Source organism: Paraburkholderia sp. GAS42 (genome assembly GCF_050436565.1).
In the GTDB taxonomy this organism is placed as follows: Bacteria; Pseudomonadota; Gammaproteobacteria; order Burkholderiales; family Burkholderiaceae; genus Paraburkholderia.
In genome coordinates this window covers 85512-107241 of record NZ_JBNDML010000010.1, presented here as the reverse complement: position 1 = coordinate 107241, position 21730 = coordinate 85512, and the positions used below count along the sequence as shown (strand labels likewise).

Sequence of the window (21730 nt, the reverse complement as noted above, 5' to 3'; positions counted from 1 at the left end):
GCACTGCGGCACGACGTGTTGCAATGCATCCATCAGGATCACTGTAGTCGGCACTAAACATGAGCAATGTACGGAGCCGAACACACACCCCGCCCAGCAAGCGCTGCGTTCGCGGTATCCTTGCCGTCGAGACCGGCGAAACGGGATAGGGAACGGCCACTTTCACCTGACCGCTCCCGTCGAAAGTGGGCTGACGGACGTCCGCATCACGGGAGCGCCCGCCCTCCAATTCGCCGAATAGAACCGCGCGCTGACTACTGTTCGGCGAATCGCGAGACAACGCATTGCGTCAGACTCCAGATGCAGGCCTGTCCCCGCTTCCGAACCGTGACTTCTTGCGAAAACCATGTACCTGTTGATCACCTTTGCCATCCTCGAAGTCATCGCTGTCGTCGTCGTCGCGTCGCTGTGCATCGCTGCGCGCCGCGCCGATGAAAGGACGGAGCGCGCTCTGACCCCTGACGAAATCAGCGCAAGGCGAGATGCCGCCGATGTGCCGCGACTTGCGACACTGGCCTCCGCGCGCGGGCGCGCGATCGGCCGGTGGTTCAACGCACTGGTGCGCGACAGCCGGCACGACGGCAGTAGAAGCTGATTCCATCCGCGCCCCTCATCTGCCTCTCTCGCGCCCTTCTTTTCCACTCGCATCCTCTCGACGAATTCATCTCTCGTCGCACAGTCCGCGCAACCGCTTCACCGACGGTCTTCATCACGTCAGTTGAGCGCACCGGCGGGCCGACCCTGTCCACTTCGCGACGAACCCCCTTTGGGAAAGCCAAAAACTTTCTCCAGCTGAAGTTTCTGCACGACAAGGTACAGAACGAGCGGAACCGCCAGACCGCAGATCACACCGGCAAACAGTTGCACGTAAAGATTGTCGACGTGCAGATGCATCAGCACGATGCGTGCCCCTGAGCCCGCGAGAATGTGCACAAGATAGATCGGCATCGAGGCCTGGCCTAGCGTCGTGAGTACGACCGATTCGCCAAAGCGATCCATCCATAATGCGAACTCGAATACCAGCAGAATGCCCAGCGCGGTGGCTGGCAACGCCCAGACGCTGTTGTATTCGCCGTGCGGACGGGCAAGATAAATGGCGACGCCGAGCGCGACTGCTGTCGCCAGCATCCCGGGCACCGTTGCCAAAGGCGACACCATTGCACGCACATGGCCTGCCAGCAGGACGCCCGCCGCAAAGAAGAGAAAGAACTTCAGTGACAACGCGAGAATCCCGATATCGAAGATGCTTCCGATTGCGTAAGCGACGAGGGCCGCACAAACAAGCCTGATGCGATGGGTCGTCGTCAGAACGATCAGGATGTGACACAGAAATAGTGCGTAGAGAAACCAGAACTGGCTGAAGGGATCCCAGAACATCCTCACGAGATCCGATGGATAGAACGGGTGATTTGTTTCGCCCGATGCGAACAGCAGCACCAGTCCCTGCACAAGCGACCACAGGAAATACGGATACACGATCGTCTGCAGCTTCGATGCCAGATACCCTGCCGCGCCGCGGCGCAAGCTGCGCTCCACGTGCAGGCCGGAGAGCACAAAGAAGAGCGGCATGTGGAACGTGTAGATCGCGTAATCGGACTGAAGGATCCAGTGATGCGACGGCACCAGGCCCGCACTCACCAGTCCGCGCAGTACATGCCCATACACGACCAGGACGATCCCGGCCGCTCTCGCATAGTCCTCGTAACCTTCTCTCAAGCTGACCTCTCCGGTATTGACGGGCGACGCGTGGCACGCCCGCCCGCCAGGGCCGCATCGCGCACGCGCCCGAGTCCGTCGTTACGCTGCCATGTGGTTATGATTCGAATACGCCGACAGGTAGCTATAGCTGCGTCGTTCGCTGCGGCGCAGTGGAACGGCGTTGAAGACTACGCCCACGACCCAGGCGCCTGCGCGCTCCAGCTTCGTGATCGTCTCGGTGATTTCTTCCTCCGTCTGCATGCCGGAGCGCAGGATCAGCACGGTTTTCCCTGCGCCATTCGCGATGATCGCCGCGTCGCTGACAGCGAGCAGCGGCGGCGTATCGATGATCACCAGATCGAAGCGATGGTTGAGGTGTTCGAGCAACTGCCTGAAACGCGGCATCATCAGCAGTTCGGACGGATTGGCGGGATACGCCCCGCACGAAATGAACGACAGCCCCGGTATGCCAACGTCGCGAATCGCATGCTCAAGATCGACCTTGCCCATCAGCAGTTCGGCGAGTCCACCTGAATTCGGCTGGTTAAAGAGCGGCGCAAGGCGCCCGCATCGCATGTCTGCGTCGATCAGCAACACCCGTTTGGTGGTTTCAGCCTCAAGCACGGCAAGATTGGCTGCGACAAAACTCTTGCCCGAACCCGGCGTGGGTCCGGTCAGCACAACCGTCTTGTCCGATGCCTCGCCGACGTTGAACTGGAGCGCCGTGCGAACGCCGCGCAACGCTTCGACCGATGAGTCGTGCGGCCCGCGTCGTGCAAGCAGGTAGTGCGCTTCAGGCGGCAATATCGAGTTCGCGCCGGCGTGGGTTGGATTGGCGCCTGCAAGCAGCATGCCCTCGCCGATATTGCCGGCAAAATTGCGGCGCGGAACCTGCCGGTCCAGCTGCGCCTGATGCGCGCTGTACAACACCGATCCGAGTACCGGCACGCTCATTTCGCGCTCGATGAAATGCGGATCGCTAACGCCCGTCAGCAACCGGCTGCGCGTAAAGACAAGCAGCGCGCCCAGCATGAGCCCCACACCGACGCTCGCGCCCATCACGAGGGGCACATTCGGCGACACAGGATCCGCGGGACGGATCGCGCTATCCACGATCTGCACATTGCCCGTCGTGCCCGCGCGGCGAACCGTCAATTCCTCGGCCTTGTTCACCATCGCCACATAGATCGATTCCGCCACTTTCGCGTTACGCGTGAGATCGACGTTCTTGCGTTCGGACACGGGCATGTTATTGAACCGCGCATCGAACTTGCTCTTTGCGTCATTCAGCTGGGCCAGCTGCTGGTCGATGTTCGCAACCGGCGGACTGGTCGGCGTGAAATGCTGGAGCAGTTGCGTGCGCTGCAACTGCAACGCGGCAATCTGCCTCTGGAAGTCGATACCGCCCTGCAAATACGACTGCGCTTCGACAGTCGGCTGCAGCGAACCCGCTTCCGACTGGTAGCTGGTCAGCTTTGCCTCCGTCTGGCGAAGTTCTTCGCGCAGACGCGGCAGTTCCTGATTGATGAAGTCGAGCGTCTTGCTATCGTTCATCCGATGGTTCGTGATCGTCGCCGCGACATAACCTTCCGCGATCCCGTTAGCGACATTGGCCGCGAGCATGGGATTGCTGCTGTCGAACGAGATCTGCACGACGCCCGTTTCCTTACCCTTTTCGAGCACCTTCACGTCGTGCGAAAACCGCTTGAGCGCATTGACCTTGTTCCAGGGCGTAACCTCGAATTCGGTACCCGGCCGCGCGACCAGCCGCGACACCAGCATCGATACATTACCCTCGGACGCCATTACACCGGTCTTGCCCGTCAGCAGCGTCTCTCCATCAGGATCGATCACCTCGTAGCGGTTGCCTTCCAGCGCACGCAGACGTAGTACTACGTTTTCCAGATCGGGCGGCACGTTCAACGTATCGACATGAATCTGCTCGCCGCCCCATGCATAGGTTTTCAGCCCGAACCAGGCGCGCGACGGACTGCCCGCCTTCGCGAACTTGCTTGAGATCAGACCAAGCAGCGGGATCGAGCGAGGCTTGACCGTCAGGTCGTAACCATACTTGTGCAGTACCGGCTCAAGCACCGTGCGACTTTGCATCATTGCCACTTCGGCGGCCGTGGGTGGCGCCGCCTTCTGCATCAGAACCTGTCCCTGCGGAGCAATGCCCAGCGCGTTTGGATCGGGCGCGTCTACACGCACGAGCGCATCCGCCGTATAGACGGGCGTCACGAGGAACACGTATGCCGCTGTGAGCGCCACGACCACCAGGGTCGTGGCGACGATGGTCCATACGTGATCCGACAACATGCGGATCACGTCCCGCGCGTGAAGCGCGCCGTCGTTCGTGGGGCTTAGAAATCTTGCGTCGAGGTTCGGCGTAGTCACGTTGGTGTCCCTATGAAGATGGACCGTAAAAAGTAACTGAGTGCGCGTCTGGTGTATTAGTGACCGACGGAATAGGCGAGGTACAGGCTCGTCACCGTAGGCAGCAACTGTTCGAGCAGACGGTTCAGACGCGCAATTTCCTTCGTGCCCACATAGACCACATCGAGCGGCTGCAGGTCGAACTGGGTCGAAAGCAGAATCGCGTCGACCTGCGTCATGTCGAGCCGGTAAATCAGCGGGCGGGTCGGGTCGTCGGGCGATCGTCGAATGACCAGCACCTGTCGCGGGTCCGCGCTACGCGAATCGAGACTGCTTGCCCCTGATATCGCATCGGCAAGCGTCAGCCTTCCCCTGTCCATGAAGAGCGACTGGGGTTTCCCGATCTCGCCCAGCACAAAAACGCGGCTTGCGTTGTGATCCGGAACGTAGACGATGTCCTCGCTGCGCAGATCGACGTTCTGCGTGATATCACCCCGATCGAGCGCACGCTGCACATCGAGCACATACGATTTGCCGCCACGTGTCAGTTGAACGCGCTGCAGATCGGCGTCGGCGAGCGTGCCGCCCGAGCGCGTAATTGCATCCACCACCGTGAGCCTCATATCGGTGACAGGCAGTGCGCCAGGATTCTTCACCTGCCCGGCCATGTGAACCTGCTGGCTGCGGAACTGCTGGACGCGTACTTCGAGTTGCGGCTTGACGGCATAGGAACTCAGGCCCTGCATCAGCAGACGACCGATGCTGGCGGTCGTCATGCCTGCCACGCGGACACGTCCCAGCACGGGAAAGTAGATCGTGCCGTCAGCGGCGACCTGCAGGCCGTTCGGATCGACCTGTGAGCCCGCACCGCCGGCGAGGGTCTGCGGATTCGCATCCGCGCCCCCGGGTAGCGGCGCTGGCCCGGCGGCGTTGACGGTCAACTCTGGATGTCCCCACACGGTAATGCCCAGAATGTCGCCGGGCCCGACCTTGTAGTCCTCGTATCCCTTCGCCGATTGCTGGGGCAACGGTCGGTTGGTCGCATCGCTCACTCGAACCTGGCTAGCGACAACCTTCGCATTGATCATGTGGACCGGGTATGCCGTTGCCTGCGAATTGTCGACCGGCTCCTCCTGCATTCTCGCCGGATCCAGATAGGGCCCTGGCGCGATCGCGCAGCCGGCAAAACCCGAAAACAGCAGCAAAGCGACTAACCTGCTTTTGATTGTCATGATGTCTCTTCCGGTATCGTTGCCCGCGATGAAACAGGGAGTGCGGTCGAGATCGACGATGTCGACGACCTGCTTCGGGCGGGGTGAAACCTGAGGGCGCGTTAGTCAAATGGGCGTGCCGGCCTGCTGGCCGCCCGTCTCACCGACGCTCTGGTTCAGCACTCGAGCACGCGCGTATGTCGCACCATTCCGCTCTCCCTCGAGTACGCGGACGAGGATCCCAGGTAGCGCCCTGTGCTGCTTTTTTCTACGGCGCTGGCACCAAGAAGCCGTTCGAATTCCCGCTTGACGATCCCATAGCATTCGCATGCGCGTGCTTCGAGACCTTCGCGGTCCAGGATCGTGATGTGGCCACGACGCTGGCCAATGAGACCTGCTTCCTGCAGCTTGCCCGCAGCCTCCGTCACGCCTTCGCGGCGAACGCCGAGCATCGTGGCGATCAGTTGCTGCGTGACAGCCAGTTCTTCGGACTTCAAACGATCCTGGGTGAGGAGCAACCAGCTGCACACCTGCTTGACGACGTGATGATGCCGGTTGCACAACGCGCTTTGCGCGATCTGCGTCAGGAGGGTCTGGATGTAAAGCAGCATGAGTTGATGGACGAACTGGCTGCGCTCGAACTCGTGCTTGAAGAGCTGCGCGTTCATGGCGTACGCGTAGCCGCCGCTGCGCACTTCGATGCGATTAGGCATCGTCGCGCCGCCCATCAGGATGGGTACGCCGATCACGCCTTCGTTGCCCACTGCCGCGACCTCGGCTGTCGCGCCGTCGGCCATCAGGTAGATCATCGAGATGATGGCGGTGGTTGGAAAATAGACGTTCTTGATGGATTCGCCCGAATCGGACAACAACTGCCCGGGCCTAAGCCGCTGGAGTTTGAGATTCGGTGCGAGCGCTGCCAGTTCCGGAACGGGGAAGGCAGCTAGCAAATGATTTTCGAGTTGATCGTTTGTCGCGTCGAGCATGATTGTTTCCGCCAGGGTCACCTCGGATACCGGACCGGTAAGCGAGGGGCATCGAAGCTGCAGGCCAGTTTTCAGAACACCTGCCGCGCTGCAGCAGGCCCGATTCTTTCTAGTTCCTGGGACGTAGCTTAAGACGTCCTTCATGCGATGCCCCTCTTAAGCGACTTCTGTGCCATGGACCTCAAACGTTTGATTTACATGACCTTTTGCTTCATATGGTTAACCCTGCAATGATTCAGGTGCGCAGAATGTCTCAGTTATGAACGGTTTATCGAGGAGGAAAAGATTTCGCCGCCGCGGCACGCAAAATGCTGCATCGCACGCTTAGCCTTGCTGAATATAGCCCTTAGGTAATTTCCCACGAACGAGTGAGGTTCGACTCCGGTTGAAGCACACGCCCGAGGCCGTCGGCGACCCCGCTCAACAGGCCGAAACTGTCTCATTTCTGATAAACGGCCGGTGCCGGCACTGATCGTTCGCGCGCGCGTCCATACACGCTTTCATTCCTTAAGCGACGCATTTCGATGTCGATGAACGTCGCGCCGCGACGTCTCATTGCTTCATCGCGATGGTCTCGATGCGCTTGATTGCAACTGTCAATCGGGCAACGCTTAAGCGCGTCTCCGAACAGAGCCGCTTAAAACGCGCACGTACGGTGAACCCATTTCCATTGCCCAATCGAAATGGAGTCGATCAATGCCCACCACACTCGTGCCGTATTCCAAGCACCCATCCTCCAGCGCCGATTCGACACTCGCCATTCAGCCCGTCATCCTTGCAGGCGGCGCCGGAACACGACTATGGCCTCTATCGCGTGAGCAATACCCGAAACAGCTCATCGAACTGCTCGGCGAGGAATCATTGCTGGCCGCTACGGCACGTCGACTCGACGGCCTCGAAAACGCGTGGCCTTTGACGGACGACCTGCTGCTTGTTTGCGGAGACAACCATCGATACATGAGCGCGGAACAGTTGCGGCAGTGCGGCAAGCCCGCCCGCATCGTGCTCGAACCGTGCGCGCGCAACACTGCGCCCGCGTTGACAGCGGCCGCGCTTGTGACGGTCGCGGACCGCAACGATGCGGTCCTCGTCGTGATGCCGGCAGATCACGCTGTGCCGGATAGCGATGCCTTTCAGGCGGCTGTGCTGCGCGCCGCACGCTATGCGGCGAACGGCGCCGTGGTCACGATCGGCATCGTGCCGCGACGTGCGGAACCGGGATACGGATACATCCGTGTCGGCATGCCGATCGGTCTGGACGGCGGCTTCACGATCGACCGGTTCGTCGAAAAGCCGCATCGCGAACTCGCCGAACAATACGTGCAGTCCGGCGAATACTGGTGGAACAGCGGGATCTTCGTGATGCGTGCATCCGTGTGGCTATCCGTCGTCAACACGCTCCGACCGGAAATCCACGCAGCCTGCGTCGCCGCGCATCACGACGGCACCACAGCTGACATGTTCATTCGCCTCGACCCGCACGCGTTCGCACTGTGCCCGGACGACTCCATCGACTACTCCGTGATGGAACGCCTCGGCGAATGCGGCAATGTGCCGGGCGTCGTCGTGCCGATGGACGCGTCATGGTCGGACGTCGGCTCGTGGGACGCCATCTGGGAAATCATGCCGAAGGACGCAGGCGGCAACGTTGCGCGCGGCAGAGTCATGTTCGAGGACACGACGAACACCTTCGCACATTCGCAGGGCAGGCTCATTGCGTGCGTCGGACTGCGCGACGTAGTGGTGGTCGAGACGCCGGACGCCATCCTTGTCGCTGATCGGCAGAACGCGCAGCAGATCAAGGCGATCGTATCGCGCATTCGCGCGGAACGCGGGCCGGAAGCGGACAACCATCGCAAGGTGCATCGCCCCTGGGGCTACTACGACTCGATCGATTCCGGGGAGCGCTTTCAGGTGAAGCGGATCGTCGTTAAACCGGGCGAGAGCCTGTCGCTACAGATGCATCATCACCGGGCAGAACACTGGGTCGTCGTACGCGGTACTGCACAGGTAACACGCGGAGAAGAGACCTTCCTGCTAAGCGAGAACCAGTCGACCTACATTCCAATTGGAACCGTGCACCGGCTTAAAAATCCGGGGAAGACGTCGCTCGAAATCATCGAGGTGCAATCGGGTGCCTATCTCGGCGAAGACGATATTGTCCGCTTCGAGGACAACTACGGCCGCATGGTTTAGGAGAACGTGGTGCACGACCCGCTTCGCGCCTTCGTCAGCGTCCGCTGCCCCGTCTTAGAACGGGACCGGCAAACTCTGTCTCATCGCGCGCGGGTGGCCCGACTGCAGGTGAGCGGCCACCCACCCGCCCCGCGGCGGACGGTAAGTCGACCGCAGACGTGTCGTTCGACCCGGGGCGGTCACGCAACCCGTAATACGCAATCAGCCGGTACAGCGTCGCCCGTGAAATACCGAGTTCGCGGGCTGCGAGATTGGGGCGATCGCAATGTCGCATAAGCGCCATCTCGATCGCATCGCGCTCCGCGGCCTCTCGCACCTGCATGAGTGTGCTGTCCTTCGGAAGCATGTAGAAATCCAGCTCGAGATCGGCCGTGCTCAATACCCGTCCTTCCGCGAGCACGATTGCCCTCCGTATGCGGTTCGAAAGCTCCCGCACATTGCCGGGCCAGGAATGCATGTACATCGCCTTGATCGCGCCGTCGGAAAAGCCGCGTATCTGACGAAAACCTTCCGTTCTGTAGCGGTCGAGGATGTAGTGCGCGAGCAGTTCGATATCCGTGCCGCGATCCCGGAGCGGCGGTTCCACGATACGAAGAACGCAGAGCCGGTGATAGAGATCGGAGCGGAACCGGCCCTCGTCCACCGCCCGTTCGAGCGAGACGTTGGTGGCGGAAATGATGCGGACATCGACATCGATAAACTCGTTCGAACCCAGACGCTGGATTTTTTTCTCTTCGAGAAAGCGCAACAGGATGGTCTGACTCTCGAGCGGCAGATCACCGACTTCGTCGAGAAAGAGCGTTCCGCCATGCGCCGCCTCGATGCGCCCTATCCTGCGCTCATCTGCGCCGGTGAATGCACCGCGTTCGTAGCCGAAGAGTCCGGACTGTTCGAGGTTGTGTGGCAGCGCACCGCAGTTGATCGCGACAAACGGACCGTGACGTCGTATCGAACGCCTGTGAATGGCGGCCGCGGTCAGTTCCTTGCCTGTGCCGGATTCGCCGGAGATCAGCACCGGTGCTTCGCTGTTCGCCACCTTGCTGATCGAGCGGAACAGATCCTTCATCGCCGGGCACGCGCCCACGATTTCGTCCAGCGCGGCAGAAGCTGCGGGCGCATCGTGCAGCGCGACCATACCGTGTTCGTGGCCGACGGCTTCGACGACACGGTCCAGCACACACGGCACGGTAAGAAAGCGGGAAAAATAGTTACGGATGACGGTGCGCAGGCCGTCGTTATCGATCTGATGGCCGGCAAGCATCCCAACCCAGCCAATATCTTTCGAGTTGAAGCACGGCCTGAACGTAGCGATTTCACGCGCCGTGAAGCCGCTGGCGAAATCGAAGATTCCCACGGTCAGTGCATTCTTCAGAAGATGACGCCGCACCGCGTGTGCGGTCTCAAGCATCACGACCTCCCAGTCGTGACTCTCAAGCATTTTTCGCAACTGCTGCTCAGGCCTGTGCGAAATATAAACAAGCGATCTGCCAGTTTTTCGGTCCATACGAGCGCCTCATATGGTTAACGTCAAGCCCCTTTAACACGGCGATATTTTGAGCACGTATCAAGTGCGGACTGTGACAAAGTTACCGATGTCGTCCGCCTGGAACGACGGCGCCTGAGCGCCGAAGCAGGTGAAACCGGCCACGACCGACGTCGCTGCCCGGGGAAGCGCGAACCCCGGTCGGGTGGCTCACGGTGATGCTGACTGAATTGTCGCATCATGATGTGCAAAAAAATAAGCATTTCTATGTAAGAAATCGTTTGTGTGTTTCCGCACATACGCCATTAAGAATGCGTGAAAAAAACGAAAAAGTGAATGCCCGCCTGCTTGCCGCGACGCCGCATCATCCAGCGTCATTCGTTCCATGTTGCATTCGCCTGAACATTAGTTGGCACAGCAAAGGGATTTCGATGACGCCCAATGATCAGACAAAAACCGAGTACGGGGCGCCCCCAGAAACAGCATCAACCCGCAACAGATATGCGTCCTTTGGCAGACCGCGCCCGTCGGCAGCACGGCCCGGCAAACCGCGCGACGGCCGCGATAGCGGCGCGTTCAGAGACCGCCGGCAGACGCCGGCGCGCATACCGACAGTCAGACGCCGCAACGCGCTGATTTATGTTGTGTGCGCGGTGGCCATGATGCTGGGCGTCGTCGTCAAGTCCGCGTTCGACCGTCTGTCGATGCCCGACCTCAACATGGCCAGCTTGACCACAACAATGGAGGCCCCGTTTAAGCTTGCCTTCAACGAACCGCACATTGCGCCGCCAGTCGCGGTACCCAGAAAAACCTCGGCGCTTAAACAACCCATCCCGCCCACTCCGGCCATCCGCAAGGATGGTGCCAGTGCTGACGCAGTCCGCAAGACACCCGTACGCAAGGATTCGCTTGTTACCGATACGGTTCATCATACGAATTCATGCCACACCAGCAGCAGGCGGCACGGATGCCAGAATGCTGGCGCCAGCGACGCAAAGCGTCGCCCACAAGCGAAGCCCGCTGCGTCGCGTGCGGCGCCGGCGCACGCTCCCCGACAGGCCACGCGCGAACCCGCAACAGTTGCGAGCCGTTCAACCTACCCAGAGGAAGAGTACGTACCTCCCGCCGTTCCGCACAAACCTGCGCCAGAGGCCAACGAAGTGGAGATCGTTCACAGCCACCATTGAAACAACCCTATGTCACCGCAAGCGCGTGTGCACTCGCGCCAGATGCACCGCGTTCGCAATGTGAAACCGGTATGGGCGCGAAACGTGCTGCGACGTACCGGACTGTATCCAACACGCCTTGACACCCTGGAACCACGCACCTGAACACGACCTATGATGAGACTTTTGCTCTATCTGACCAATTTTGGTGATCCTTACGTCACCGCGCCGCTTGCCGTGATCGTCGTGGTCTGGCTTGGCACGACGCGTTCATGGCGCCTCCTGCTGACCTGGGTTGCATGCTTTAGCGCAGGCGTATTTGTTGTAGCCGCATGCCGCTTCGCACACCGCGGCTGGGGCATGCAGTTGTCCGCATTACACATCACGATGGTGAGCGGACACACCATGCTGGCGAGCGCGGTGTATCCCACCATTTTCGTTATCTGCGGAAGTCACGCAACGCGCCGCACGACAGCACGTGCGTTTCTCTTTGGCCTTGCGGTCGCACTGGCGATCGGCGTGTCACGCAGACTGATCGGCTTTCATTCGACCGCCGAAGTCGCGACAGGCTGGCTGATCGGGTCACTGATCGCTGGCATGACGTGCTGGCCATTGATGGCGACGCGAAGCAGCGCGCCGCATACCACGCTCAGGCGTTACGATCCGACTCCGTTTGCGGCTATCGCGCTCGCCCTGATCGTGGTGTGTCACGGCAAGATTGCGCCCGTATCGATCTGGATCGATCGCACGGCGCCTGAGTTATCGGAATGGACGAAAGCCCAGGCGGATGAAATGCACTAGACGATGCCACGCGTCGCGCGTGGCATCACACTGACTTCCTCGCGCGGCGCAAGCCCGCCCGCAGACCGGCATCGAAATGCCGCGCACTGTCTCCTGCGTTCACGCCGGTCGAGGTCGTCACACCTTGCCCTTGCGTCGCCCCGGCTGGCGCCTCGTTCATTGCAGTGGTGAAGAACGCCTCATGCAGAAAGGAGTGACACACCGCGATGACATGGTCACGCGCCACCCGGTCGAGCACTTCGTGATCCATGTTGCGAAACACAAGCGCACGTACGCGGGCGAGCTTCCTCAAACGATGCCCGCTGACGCCGAAGTGCAGATGCAGCTCGTCGAGACTGTGATCCCGTGGACTGAACAGCATGCGGATATGGACACCGCTTGCGTCCAGCCGCCGGATTGCCTGACGCACGTGATAGCTTTGTGTCGCCGTATCGAAAGCTTCATTGGTCCATGCCGCGATCAGGGCCCGCGCATGCGCGCGCGCGTGACGCCACATGGTGCGCAGCACCGGCGCAAGCCGGACCTGCCCGCGCATGACCTGCGCCCACTTTCCGGCCCGCACCATCGAGCGCAGATGCGCACGCGGCGAGCCCGACTGCAGGTTCGCGGCAGCCCGCATCGAGCAGCCGTCGGGAAATAGAAAGCCGACAGGATTGACGAGGATGAGCGCGCGGATTGTTGGGTTCGATTGCGCCGCACGCAGTGCCGCATAGCCGCCCGCGCAGATACCGAATACCGCAACGTCACGATAGCCGTGCCCGGCGAGCCAGTCGGCCGCTCGCGACAGGTCCGCCGCGATGCCGTCCAGCGGCAGCGATCCTATCGAACGCGGAACAGCCGCGCCCTGGCTGTCGCCGATTCCGTCCGCGTCCATCCGTAGCGACGCGTATCCAAGCAGCGCAAGCTGCCGCGCGAGCTCCACGCTGAAGCGGCCGTCACCGACATGATGCGTGCCCGCCGTGTTGGCGATCAGCAGCACCGGCGTGGTGTTGCGCGGCATCCCTTTCAAGGTGGGTTCACACAGCACGCCGAACAGGCGGCCGTCATCGAACTGAACAGGGCGTTCAATCGCGCTGGAGGTCACGATGGACGGGCTGACGTCGTCGTCCAGCGTCCCCGCATGAGGAAGAAGCGCCGTATCGGCGGCGAGCCAGTCCGTAGCGCTCTTCAGCACCGTTTTCGGCAACTCCGTCTGCCATCCGGGCTGAAAGGTCTCCAGAAAGTCTTCAAAGGGCGCGGCGTCAACCCGTGCGCCGCACGCTTCGAAATGCGCCGCCAGTGCGTCGCAGCCGTCACGCTGGCCGCTGTGAACCAGCAGGACACGGGATGCCGGCGCGTGCCGGCTCTGACGCAGATCGAGCTTCCCCAGCGTTTCCATGGCCTCCGCACTGTAACGGTGGCCCAGCAGATCGAATGCGTCCGCCGGCGTATGAAGATCAGCCGCGGTTATCTGGGCTTTCTGCAGCCACGTCTGATGCAGGATGCTCATTTCACGCATGAACCCACGCATCGACACTACCGGTGCGATCATGGCGACCGATTCGATCTCGCTTCGCTCCGCCGCCAGCGCCGCAACGAGGGCCCCGAACCGGAATCCCGCGAGCGAAACCCGTTCGACACCGGTCACGCTTTTGACGTACGCCACCGCCTGAAGCACCTCGCCTGCCCAGTCGTCGGGACGCAACAGGCCATCGAGGTCTGCCGAGTCGCCGGTGCCGAGGTAATCGAAACGCAATGTCGTTACGCCCCGTTCCGACAGCTTTTCCGCGAGCTGACGGATCGTCTGATGCAACCACATTGCCTCATGCCCCAGCGGATTACACAGCACGACCGCTCTGTCTCCGTGGCCAGGATGTAACCAGCCGAAATGCCCACCAAAAACGACAGGTTTCATTGCTCAACGCCCTTTTGTTGGTTAGCGCTCTTCGGGTCAGCCTTGCTTCTCGGCCCAAGACCTCGCTATGGGCCGTGTATCTACTATTAAGTAAGCGATATAGGCAAGGCGACCGTCGGTTCGCTTTCACACACTTGGTCAGGGGGCGATGAGTGGGATAAGGCGCGCCAACGCGGTGTGCAGGGGATTCGACCGGCCGCGCTATTTTTCTTGTATTGCGCGGCCAGGCGTTTTAAGTCCGCAGATCGGGATGGTTCCGCGCGATTTCGATCACCCAGTCGGTGAACGCGCGAACCCGCGAACTCAGATTACGCCGATGCGGGTAAACAAGCGAAAGCGGCGTCGACGGGCTCTTATATGAGGTCAGGATTTCACGCAGCTCGCCACGTTCGAGCAGATCCGCGACCATGAAGCGCGAAGGCTGGATGATGCCGAAACCGCGCACGCCTGCGGAGACATAGACGGTGCCGTCATTCACCGAGAGCGGTCCGTCGAGCGAAATCTTGACGATCTCTCCGTCCACCTCGAACTCGAACGGAAACGTCTTTCCCGAGCGCGCGGACACATAATTCACGGCCCGATGTGCGCGCAGATCCTCGAGCGTGGCAGGCGTGCCATATTCTTCCAGATACGCAGGCGACGCACATGTCGTAATACGCGCGTTGCCGATACGCCGCGCGACGAGGCTCGACTCTTCCAGCGCGCCCATGCGTATCACACAGTCCACGCCATCCTGAACGATGTCGATATTCCGGTCAGCAAGACCAAGCCGCACGTCGATCTGCGGATAACGGCGATAGAAATCGTCAAGCAGAGGGAGCAGCAGGGTTCTGGCAAGCGTGCCCGACGTATCGACGCGGATCGTGCCTGACGGATTCTGTATCTTGTTCGACAGCGACGAATCGGCGTCGGCGAGTTCGGCGAGAATGCGCACGCATCGCTCGTAATAGAGCGCGCCGTCGTCGGTTACGCTGACCGAGCGCGTCGTGCGATTCAGGAGCCGCACGCCGACGTGCTCCTCGAGCCCCTGGATCAGGTTGCTGACCGATCCGCGTGGCAGGTCAAGCAGCTCTGCCGCTTTGGAGAAACTGTTAGTCTCGACCACCCGGGTAAAGACTTCGATTGCCTGGAGACGATCCATACCGACGCTCCTCGAAATTAGCGGTTAAAAGGGAGAAAGGTGAAACATACGTGAACGGCGGGCACAGGCGCCCGCTACATCTTCAACCGGTAGCCGGTCTTGAAGATCCACGCCACGATCACCAGAAACACCGCTAGAAAAACGCCCGTCATCGCAAGACTGACGCCAACGCTCACGTCGGCGAGCCCGTAAAAACTCCAGCGGAATCCGCTCACCAGATAGACGATCGGATTGAACAGCGTGACCACTTTCCACACGGGCGGCAGCATGCTGACGGAGTAAAAACTGCCGCCGAGAAACGTCAGCGGCGTGATGATCAACAGCGGCACCAGTTGCAGCTTTTCGAAACTGTTGGCCCAGATGCCAATGATAAAACCTAGCAGACTGAACGTCACCGCGGTCAGCACCAGAAACAGGATCATCCAGAACGGGTGCTGAACCTGAATCGGCACGAAGAGGCCTGCGGTCGCGAGAATGATCAGACCAAGCGCAATCGACTTGGTCGCGGCCGCGCCCACATAGCTCACCACGATCTCAAGATAGGACACCGGCGCGGACAGCAGCTCGAAGATCGTGCCCGTGAACCTCGGAAAGTAGATGCCGAACGACGCGTTGGAAATGCTCTGCGACAGGAGCGACAGCATGATGAGTCCAGGCACAATGAACGCGCCATAACTGATGCCGTCGACTTCCTTGATCCGCGAGCCGATCGCCGCGCCGAACACAACAAAATAAAGCGAAGTCGAAATCACCGGCGCAATGATGCTCTGCATGAGCGTGCGCCACGTGCGGGCCATCTCGAAGCGATAGATCGCGCGGATTGCGTTGATGTTCATTGCTCACCTCGCACGAGGCTCACGAAGATATCCTCAAGGGAACTCTGCGTCGTCTGAAGATCCCTAAAGCGGATGCCTGCATCGTTAAGGTCTTTGAGCAGCGCAAGAATGCTGCCGCGTTCGCCCTGCGTATCGTAGGTGTAAGTCAATTCGTTTCCGTCGCTGGCCAGTTCAAGATTCCATCCGATGAGTGTTGCCGGAATGCTGTCGAGCGGGCTTTCCAGTTGCAGCCCCAACTGCTTCTTGCCCAGCTTGTGCATCAACTCGGTCTTGTCCTCAACCAGCATGATCTCGCCAGCATTGATCACGCCAATGCGGTCAGCCATCTCTTCGGCTTCGTCGATGTAGTGCGTGGTCAGAATGATCGTGACGCCACTTTCGCGTAGCGAACGGACCAGCTTCCACATGTCGCGTCGCAGTTCGACGTCGACGCCTGCGGTCGGCTCATCGAGAAACAGCACCTGCGGTTCATGCGATAGCGCCTTGGCGATCAGCACACGCCGTTTCATCCCGCCGGAAAGCGTGATGATCTTGCTGTTCCGCTTGTCCCATAGCGAGAGGTCGCGAAGCACCTTTTCGATGTGGGCGGGATTCGCTGGCTTGCCGAACAGGCCGCGGCTGAACGACACCGTCGCCCACACGGTTTCGAACGAATCAGTGGTCAGTTCCTGCGGCACGAGACCGATCATCGAGCGCGCGGCGCGGTAATCAGTCGCGATGTCGTGGCCGTCGACGACGACAGTGCCTTCGCTCGCCCTGACGATGCCGCAGATGATGCTGATGAGTGTCGTCTTGCCCGCGCCGTTCGGCCCCAGCAATGCAAAGATCTCGCCCTTGCGTATCGCAAGGTTGATGTTCTTTAGCGCGTGAAGCCCCGTGGCGTAGGTTTTCGAAAGACTGGATATGGACAGGATAGGTTGCATGACCGCGACGATAGCAGAAGCCGGGCTTTCGCTGTTTTTCCCCAACATGCGAACCGCTCAGCCATCGCTCAGCCACCATTGTCGCAGGCGCCCATCCGGTAGACCGAGATGCCTTCCATCGGATCGGGCGCTTCGCGCCACGGCGCGCATTGTAGCGCCCGCGCTGTGTCTTCATGGCCGGCCGCCCAGCGACGCGCGATGCCGTCCGATGAAAAATCGATGTCCTTGTTCAGGTCGTCGCCATCGAAACGCGGCGCGTCGAGTTCCAGAACCTGCATCGTCGTGCCGCAGCCCCAGTTGAGCAGTTCCTTCACCTCCGGCTTGTCGCGCGCCGCCTCGGGCAGGTGCTCCCCGAGTTCGCGGATCACGTGGCGCAGCCTGTGAATCTGTTTCTGCCGTTCAAGATGGCTTTCTGCGCGGCTCGAATACTGGATGTCGCGCTGGCGGCTCATCACCTGCCAGATCGATTGCGGCTCGGGGCCACTCCCGGGCCACAACTGCACTGCGAATATCACCGAACTGCGGCGTGGCCGGTCATCGAGCACCGCCTCGAGCGGCGTATTCGAATAGATGCCGCCATCCCAGTACGTCTCGCCGTCGATCCGTACCGAGGGAAAACCCGGCGGAAAGGCAGCGGATGCCATCACGTGGTTCACGTCCATGGGCGCATCGCGGTTCGTGAAATAGCGCATGCGTCCCGTGCGTACGTTGACGGTGCCGACCGTCAGGCGCGTCTGCTTGCTGTTCAGATGCTCAAAATTCACCAGCGCGGAAAGCGTCTCGCGCAGCGGCTCGGTCGAATAGAACGCCGCCTGATCGAGCCCGACTGGCGCATGCACGCCCATCCACGCATCCGGGCGCGGCGTGAAGAATGATGCAATGCCTTGTGTCACGGTCGCGAGGTCGCGCGACCATTGGTCGAGTGCCGGCAGCCAGCCCGCAGTCGCGCTGCCATGATGCGCGACGCCGTCCCAGAAGCTTTTGAGCCGTGCGAGCCTGTCCTGTGGCGGATTACCCGCGATGATCGCGCCGTTGATCGCACCGATCGACGTGCCGATCACCCAGTCCGGCTCGACGTTCGCATCGTGAAGCGCCTGATACACGCCCGCCTGATAGGCACCCAGCGCCCCGCCGCCCTGCAGCACGAGAACGACCTGCCCGGCGATACCGGACGCTTCGGACGCTTCGGACGCTTCGGACGCTCCGGGCTTTGCGTCGGGCGGCGAATCGACTTGCACAGTGGTTGCCTTTCTGGCCATCGTTCTTCTCCTTCGGCAGACAGACCGCACCGGTCCGGCCCGGAAGAACACCCGGTCGGACCCGATCTGCGGATGCAAACGAGCGTAGATGACCGCCGCTCCGGGCGCGCCCGTCAACGGTCACCGCACGGCTAAAGGTCTGCTCAGCGCTTACCTGAGCGCTCGCCTCTAGAGAATACTCTCCGGCGCGTTCACAAATGTTACACAGGTCACTGGTTATCCTTCGACGTCGTCAAACACCCCTCCACAGGATTTTCGTACCGTTCGAGGCTTCCATGAATGCCTGGTCAACGCATTGCCGTGCGTCGCGCGGCAAACGTTTGCTCTCTGCCATCGCGATGCTGCTATTGGCGTCGCTGTGCGTATCCATCAGCGCATGCAGCGACGACGAAAAGCCTGCAACGAGCGTGCACCCCGACGCGCCGTCGATCACAGCGACGGATACGCCGCCCGCCGCAACACTCACGATCCAGACACCCGCGCAGGCCGGCGCTCCCGCATCGGAGAGTCTCGTCACACTTGCGACACCCGTGATTCACACCGCCGATTGAAGTCCCCAGCGCCACGCGTCGGTGCAATGATGTTGGCACCCAGGCGCGGCACGTTCCCTCTTCCATACATCGACACCCACATGACATCGAAGAACCGCCGTGACTTTCTGCGTTCCGCCGCCCAGGTAGCCGGCTCCGCGACTGCCCTGAGCATGCTGCCGGCCGGCATCCGCAACGCGCTTGCGATTCCCGCGAACAACGCGACGGGCAGCATCCGCGACGTCGAACATATCGTCGTGCTGATGCAGGAGAACCGTTCCTTCGACCACTACTTCGGCTCGCTCAGAGGCGTGCGAGGCTTTGGCGACACGCGCGCCATCGCGCTGCCGAACGGCAAGCCGGTCTGGTATCAGCCGCTCGCCGGCGATGCTGGCTACGTCTTGCCGTTCCACCCCACCGCGCCGAACCTCGGCCTGCAGTTCCTGCAGGATCTCGCGCACGACTGGACCACCACGCACCTCGCGTGGAATGGCGGCCGCTACGACCAGTGGGTGCCGACCAAAGGCGCGACGACGATGGCCTACCTGACGCGCGACGACATCCCGTTCCACTACCAGCTCGCCGACGCGTTCACCATCTGCGACGCCTATCACTGCTCGCTGATGGGCCCAACCGACCCGAACCGCTATTACATGTGGAGCGGCTGGGTCGGCAATGACGGCGCCGGCGGCGGCCCGGTGATCGATAACTCCGAACTCGGCTACGGCTGGTCGACGTATCCGGAAGTGCTGCAAAAAGCGGGTATTTCGTGGAAGGTCTATCAGGATGCCGGCACCGGTCTCGACGCGAAAGGCTCCTGGGGCTGGACGCAAAATCCGTACATCGGCAATTACGGCGATAACTCGCTGCTCTATTTCAACCAGTACCGCAACGCGCAGCCGGGCAATCCGCTGTACGACAACGCCCGCACCGGCACGAACGTCGCCGCTGGCGGCACGTACTTCGACATCCTGAAGCGCGACGTGCAGAACAACGCGTTGCCGCAGGTCTCGTGGATCGTCGCCCCCGAAGCGTATTCGGAACACCCGAACTGGCCGTCGAATTACGGCGCGTGGTACGTCGATCAGGTGCTGCAGATCCTCACGTCGAATCCCGAGGTGTGGAGCAAGACCGTGCTGCTCATCAACTACGATGAGAACGACGGCTTCTTCGATCACATGTCGCCGCCATTCGCCGCGGCATCGGGCGCGAACGGTCTCTCGACCGTCGATACCAGCAACGAAAACTACGCCGGCGACCCAAAGAATCCGGCGGGCCCTTACGGGCTCGGACCGCGCGTGCCGATGCTGGTCGTGTCGCCGTGGTCGAAGGGCGGCTGGGTGTGCTCGGAGGTGTTCGATCACACCTCCGTGATCCGCTTCATCGAGAAGCGCTTCGGCCAGCATCACGATCTCGGCGAGTCGAACATCACGCCGTGGCGTCGTGCCGTGTGCGGCGACCTCACATCCGCGTTCAACTTCGCGAATCCCAACGACGCGTTGCCTTCGCTACCGCCGACCACGGGCTACGTGCCGCCGGACCAGCTGCGCCATGACGACTATGTGCCGTTGCCGCCCGCCGTACAGGCCGTACCGAAGCAGGAGCCAGGCGTGCGGCCGGCGCGCGCGCTGCCGTATGAACTGTTCGTGCGGATTCGCGCGGAAGGCGGGCATGACAAGGTGACGATCCGCTTCGTCAACACGGGCCAGGGCGGCGCAGTGTTCCTCGTGTACACCGCGAACAGCACCGATGCGCCGCGCAGCTATACGGTCGAAGCGCGCAAACGTCTCGAAGACCAGTTGCCGCTGAATGCCGATGGCACCTACGACTTCACCGTGCACGGGCCGAACGGCTTCCTGCGACGCTTTGCGGGTAAACCGGCGTCGACCCGCTGGTGGGGCGAGGAAAAGGCCCGGCCGGAAGTGGCCGAAGGCTATGACGTCGCGAACGGCAACCTGCAGCTGCGACTGGAGAATCCTGGCACCGCGCGCTGCCAGTTCACGATCACGAACGCCTACGATCCAGGCGCTACGATCAAACACGTCGTGCGCGGCGGCGATACGGATCAGGTCTACCTCGATCTGCGCAAGGCGTATGGATGGTACGACCTGTCGGTGTCGGTCGATGCGGACGCAACCTTTGCACGGCGGTTTGCCGGGCACGTCGAAACCGGCCGTAGCAGCATGAGCGACCCGGCACTCGGCGGCTGAAACTGAAGCGGGGAACGCGCGCCAGCAAATGCTGACGATGAACTACCGGTGAGCAGGCGGGCCGCTGGCCGCCTGCTCCCGGATCAGTTCGATCAGCGCGCGCAGTCCGGCCGGCACATGACGACGGCCTGGATAGTAGAGACACAGGCCGTCGAACACAGGCATCCAGTCTTTAAGCACGCGCCGGAGGCTGCCAGCTGCCAGTTCCGGCGCGACCCGCCATTCGTTCATGTACGCGAGGCCGAAGCCCTCGCGTACCGCGGCAAGCATCAGGCCTGGGTCGTCGAGCGTGATATCGCCCTTCACGTCGACGCTAAACGCTTCGCCGTGACGCTGGAACTCCCAGTGATAGATCACGCCGCTCGGCATACGGATGCGGATGCAACGATGTGCGCTGAGATCAGCTGGCGTGCGTGGAGCGGGATAACGCCGAAGGTAATCCGGGCTGCCCACCACAGCGAAGCGTTGCGTATCGCCGAACGGCACCGCGATCATGTCCTGCGGAACGGTTTCGGCGAGGCGGATGCCTGCATCGAATCCTTCAACGACGATATCCACCAGACGCCCCTCCGTGACGAGATCCAGTTTCATCTCCGGATAGCGCTTCAGAAAGGTCATCAGGAGCGGCATCACCCGCTCCGCAGCGCCCGCTGACGTATTGATGCGCAGCGTGCCGGAAGGCGTGTCGCGAAAGCTGCCGGCCTGCTCGATCGCCGCGCGGATCGTCGAAAGCGCGGGGGCGACACTGTCGACGAACTGCGCGCCGGCTTCGGAGAGCGACACGCTGCGCGTGGTGCGATTGAAGAACCGCACGCCGATGCGCGCTTCCAGCGCCGCCACGGCGTGGCTCAGCGCGGACGTCGATACGCCCAGTTCGGTGGCCGCCGCGCGGAAGCTTCGATGACGCGCCACCGCCAGCACCGCTTCCAGTTCGCCCAGTCCGGATGTCTTCATTATCCTGGATCGTTCAACATAACATCCTGAATTATATGGCTAGTCAGATCAATGAGCCGCCGCTAT

At 61.3% G+C, this 21730-nt stretch carries 17 protein-coding genes; 6 read left to right on the top strand and 11 right to left on the bottom strand.

The genetic code is table 11. The features are described 5' to 3' along the window. The first annotated feature begins 346 nt into the window (after positions 1 to 346). The gene (locus tag P3T16_RS16640; RefSeq protein WP_429258454.1) at positions 347 to 595 is read left to right on the top strand and encodes a hypothetical protein; all 249 of its coding nucleotides are present in this window, start codon (positions 347 to 349) and stop codon (positions 593 to 595) included. Between the two features lie 119 nt (positions 596 to 714). Here the strand turns inward: P3T16_RS16640 and P3T16_RS16635 are convergent, their stop codons facing one another. The 4 genes from P3T16_RS16635 to P3T16_RS16620 form a co-directional block, all read right to left on the bottom strand. Further along, positions 715 to 1716 carry an acyltransferase family protein gene (locus P3T16_RS16635; RefSeq protein ID WP_429343100.1) on the bottom strand — a complete coding sequence of 334 codons (1002 nt, stop codon included), beginning with the start codon at positions 1714 to 1716 and terminating at the stop codon, positions 715 to 717. Positions 1717 to 1797: 81 nt separating this feature from the next. Then, positions 1798 to 4095, bottom strand: coding sequence for a polysaccharide biosynthesis tyrosine autokinase (locus P3T16_RS16630; RefSeq protein WP_429343099.1), 2298 nt, complete (start codon positions 4093 to 4095; stop codon positions 1798 to 1800). Positions 4096 to 4151: 56 nt separating this feature from the next. After that, entirely contained in the window at positions 4152 to 5306 is a 1155-nt protein-coding gene (locus P3T16_RS16625; RefSeq protein ID WP_429343098.1) for a polysaccharide biosynthesis/export family protein, read from the bottom strand. 155 nt (positions 5307 to 5461) lie between these two features. Further along, entirely contained in the window at positions 5462 to 6271 is an 810-nt protein-coding gene (locus P3T16_RS16620; protein WP_429343097.1) for a Crp/Fnr family transcriptional regulator, read from the bottom strand. A gap of 696 nt (positions 6272 to 6967) precedes the next feature. Between P3T16_RS16620 and P3T16_RS16615 the strand changes: the two genes are divergently transcribed. Beyond that, positions 6968 to 8467, top strand: a complete 1500-nt coding sequence (locus tag P3T16_RS16615; RefSeq protein ID WP_429343096.1) for a mannose-1-phosphate guanylyltransferase/mannose-6-phosphate isomerase — start codon at positions 6968 to 6970, stop codon at positions 8465 to 8467. Between the two features lie 34 nt (positions 8468 to 8501). Here P3T16_RS16615 and P3T16_RS16610 read toward each other — a convergent pair whose 3' ends face one another. Next, on the bottom strand, positions 8502 to 9971 hold the full coding sequence (locus P3T16_RS16610; RefSeq protein WP_429343095.1) for a sigma 54-interacting transcriptional regulator: 1470 nt from the start codon (positions 9969 to 9971) through the stop codon (positions 8502 to 8504). A gap of 197 nt (positions 9972 to 10168) precedes the next feature. On the opposite strand from P3T16_RS16610, the gene P3T16_RS16605 reads away from it, so the two are divergent. Both P3T16_RS16605 and P3T16_RS16600 read left to right on the top strand, forming a co-directional pair. Beyond that, positions 10169 to 11137 (top strand): hypothetical protein, encoded by a 969-nt coding sequence (locus P3T16_RS16605; RefSeq protein ID WP_429343094.1) that lies wholly within the window; start codon positions 10169 to 10171, stop codon positions 11135 to 11137. Positions 11138 to 11290: 153 nt separating this feature from the next. Then, on the top strand, positions 11291 to 11917 hold the full coding sequence (locus P3T16_RS16600) for a phosphatase PAP2 family protein (RefSeq protein WP_429343093.1): 627 nt from the start codon (positions 11291 to 11293) through the stop codon (positions 11915 to 11917). A 25-nt stretch (positions 11918 to 11942) separates the two neighbouring features. Here P3T16_RS16600 and P3T16_RS16595 read toward each other — a convergent pair whose 3' ends face one another. The 5 genes from P3T16_RS16595 to P3T16_RS16575 form a co-directional block, all read right to left on the bottom strand. Then, a complete protein-coding gene (locus P3T16_RS16595) occupies positions 11943 to 13811 on the bottom strand; it encodes a serine aminopeptidase domain-containing protein (RefSeq protein WP_429343092.1) in 1869 nt (622 codons plus the stop codon). Between the two features lie 232 nt (positions 13812 to 14043). Continuing rightward, positions 14044 to 14952, bottom strand: coding sequence for a LysR substrate-binding domain-containing protein (locus P3T16_RS16590; protein ID WP_429258464.1), 909 nt, complete (start codon positions 14950 to 14952; stop codon positions 14044 to 14046). 74 nt (positions 14953 to 15026) lie between these two features. Beyond that, complete coding sequence (locus P3T16_RS16585; protein ID WP_429258465.1) at positions 15027 to 15788, bottom strand: ABC transporter permease; 762 nt, start codon at positions 15786 to 15788, stop codon at positions 15027 to 15029. Then, on the bottom strand, positions 15785 to 16711 hold the full coding sequence (locus P3T16_RS16580) for an ABC transporter ATP-binding protein (RefSeq protein ID WP_429343188.1): 927 nt from the start codon (positions 16709 to 16711) through the stop codon (positions 15785 to 15787). Before P3T16_RS16580 ends, P3T16_RS16585 begins: the two co-directional genes overlap by 4 nt. A 68-nt stretch (positions 16712 to 16779) precedes the next feature. After that, positions 16780 to 17970 carry a patatin-like phospholipase family protein gene (locus P3T16_RS16575; protein WP_429343091.1) on the bottom strand — a complete coding sequence of 397 codons (1191 nt, stop codon included), beginning with the start codon at positions 17968 to 17970 and terminating at the stop codon, positions 16780 to 16782. 275 nt (positions 17971 to 18245) lie between these two features. On the opposite strand from P3T16_RS16575, the gene P3T16_RS16570 reads away from it, so the two are divergent. Continuing rightward, positions 18246 to 18521: a hypothetical protein gene (locus tag P3T16_RS16570; protein WP_429343090.1), complete on the top strand. Its 276-nt coding sequence runs from the start codon at positions 18246 to 18248 to the stop codon at positions 18519 to 18521. Between the two features lie 80 nt (positions 18522 to 18601). After that, a complete protein-coding gene (locus P3T16_RS16565; protein WP_429343089.1) occupies positions 18602 to 20710 on the top strand; it encodes a phosphocholine-specific phospholipase C in 2109 nt (702 codons plus the stop codon). A gap of 42 nt (positions 20711 to 20752) precedes the next feature. Here P3T16_RS16565 and P3T16_RS16560 read toward each other — a convergent pair whose 3' ends face one another. Beyond that, on the bottom strand, positions 20753 to 21664 hold the full coding sequence (locus tag P3T16_RS16560; RefSeq protein WP_429258469.1) for a LysR family transcriptional regulator: 912 nt from the start codon (positions 21662 to 21664) through the stop codon (positions 20753 to 20755). Positions 21665 to 21730: the final 66 nt, after the last annotated feature.

Bases quoted from the DNA above. Each gene is read 5' to 3' on its own strand.
- P3T16_RS16640 (WP_429258454.1), top strand. From the start codon at position 347: ATGTACCTGTTGATCACCTTTGCCATCCTCGAAGTCATCGCTGTCGTC.
- P3T16_RS16625 (WP_429343098.1), bottom strand. From the start codon at position 5,306: ATGACAATCAAAAGCAGGTTAGTCGCTTTGCTGCTGTTTTCGGGTTTT.
- P3T16_RS16620 (WP_429343097.1), bottom strand. From the start codon at position 6,271: ATGCTCGACGCGACAAACGATCAACTCGAAAATCATTTGCTAGCTGCC.
- P3T16_RS16615 (WP_429343096.1), top strand. From the start codon at position 6,968: ATGCCCACCACACTCGTGCCGTATTCCAAGCACCCATCCTCCAGCGCC.
- P3T16_RS16610 (WP_429343095.1), bottom strand. From the start codon at position 9,971: ATGGACCGAAAAACTGGCAGATCGCTTGTTTATATTTCGCACAGGCCT.
- P3T16_RS16605 (WP_429343094.1), top strand. From the start codon at position 10,169: ATGCTGACTGAATTGTCGCATCATGATGTGCAAAAAAATAAGCATTTC.
- P3T16_RS16600 (WP_429343093.1), top strand. From the start codon at position 11,291: ATGATGAGACTTTTGCTCTATCTGACCAATTTTGGTGATCCTTACGTC.
- P3T16_RS16595 (WP_429343092.1), bottom strand. From the start codon at position 13,811: ATGAAACCTGTCGTTTTTGGTGGGCATTTCGGCTGGTTACATCCTGGC.
- P3T16_RS16590 (WP_429258464.1), bottom strand. From the start codon at position 14,952: ATGGATCGTCTCCAGGCAATCGAAGTCTTTACCCGGGTGGTCGAGACT.
- P3T16_RS16585 (WP_429258465.1), bottom strand. From the start codon at position 15,788: ATGAACATCAACGCAATCCGCGCGATCTATCGCTTCGAGATGGCCCGC.
- P3T16_RS16580 (WP_429343188.1), bottom strand. From the start codon at position 16,711: ATGCAACCTATCCTGTCCATATCCAGTCTTTCGAAAACCTACGCCACG.
- P3T16_RS16575 (WP_429343091.1), bottom strand. From the start codon at position 17,970: ATGGCCAGAAAGGCAACCACTGTGCAAGTCGATTCGCCGCCCGACGCA.
- P3T16_RS16570 (WP_429343090.1), top strand. From the start codon at position 18,246: ATGAATGCCTGGTCAACGCATTGCCGTGCGTCGCGCGGCAAACGTTTG.
- P3T16_RS16565 (WP_429343089.1), top strand. From the start codon at position 18,602: ATGACATCGAAGAACCGCCGTGACTTTCTGCGTTCCGCCGCCCAGGTA.
- P3T16_RS16560 (WP_429258469.1), bottom strand. From the start codon at position 21,664: ATGAAGACATCCGGACTGGGCGAACTGGAAGCGGTGCTGGCGGTGGCG.